Raw genomic sequence first — 1,087 nt, 5'->3', positions numbered from 1 at the left:
GCGGGAAGTCGAAGTCGGCCAGCGTGAACTGGCGGGGCGCCGGGGCGCCGGCAGGGCAAGAGGCTTCGATCAGGGGCATGGCTTGCAGGCTTGACTGGCCTTCAAAGCTGGACATGGGCCGATTGTCCCATCCGATGCCCGGGCGGCGATGCGGAGATGTCCGCAAGGCCTGCCACGGCGTGAAGTCTCAGCGCGAAGCGCTGTTGGGGTCGGCGCTGGCAGCGACTGCCGCGGCACTGTCCGAATGGTCCCAGGACCAGGCCAGGCCCACGGCCACGCTCAGCACCAGCGCCAGGCCCAACAGCAAGCGACCCACCAAACGACCCATCACACGCAAGGCAACCATACCTGTCCAGTTTGTTCGAGCAGCGCCTGATGGCCCCCGCGATTTGCGGGCGAAACCTTGTCTTGGCGCTGGCGCAATTGTCGCTGCCGGCGGCCGCGGTTTGCAGGCGGGAACTGCAAGTGGGTGCCTCTTTTTTGTGTCAGAAAAGAGAACCCCAGGGGGAACCCGAGCCCGGACGGGCGGACCTGCGCAGGCGCGATGTCACGCGAGAATGCCGGCCATGCCGCGTTCACCAGCTGCCAGCCCTGCCACCGATGCCCCGAACGGCGCTGCCTCGGGGGACGCCAAGCCGGCCTTGAAGGCCGACCTGCGCAGCGCGCCGGCCAAGGCGCTGGACCGCATGGGGCTGGACACGCCGCTGGCGCTGGCGCTGCACCTGCCGCTGCGCTACGAGGACGAAACCAGGCTGAGCGCGATTGCCGCGCTGCAGCCGGGGCAGACGGCGCAGGTCGAGGGGCAGATCGTCGAATGCCGCGTTGACTTCCGGCCGCGGCGGCAGCTGGTGGCACGGCTGCATGACGACGCGGGCGACGAGCTGGTGCTGCGCTTCGTCAACTTCTACCCCTCGCACCAGAAGACGCTGGCGACGGGCCAGCGGGTGCGCGTGCGTGGCGAATTGCGTGGCGGCTTCTTCGGCCGCGAGATGGTGCACCCGACCTTCAAGGCGGTGGACGAACACACGCCGCTGGCGGCCGCGCTGACCCCTGTGTACCCGGCCGGCGCGCAGCTGCCACAAGCCTA

General features: G+C 69.2%; 1 pseudogene. It reads left to right on the top strand.

Annotation, left to right across the window (positions count from 1 at the left end):
• Positions 1-566 precede the first annotated feature (566 nt).
• Positions 567-1,087: pseudogene (locus tag FKP22_RS31335) on the top strand (ATP-dependent DNA helicase RecG); the annotation flags it as partial.

The sequence above is a fragment of the Ideonella azotifigens genome (genome assembly GCF_006519715.1).
GTDB lineage: Bacteria > Pseudomonadota > Gammaproteobacteria > Burkholderiales > Burkholderiaceae_C > Ideonella > Ideonella azotifigens.
Note: the sequence above shows the minus strand (reverse complement) of the source record. Positions and strands in the feature narration are given on the sequence as shown.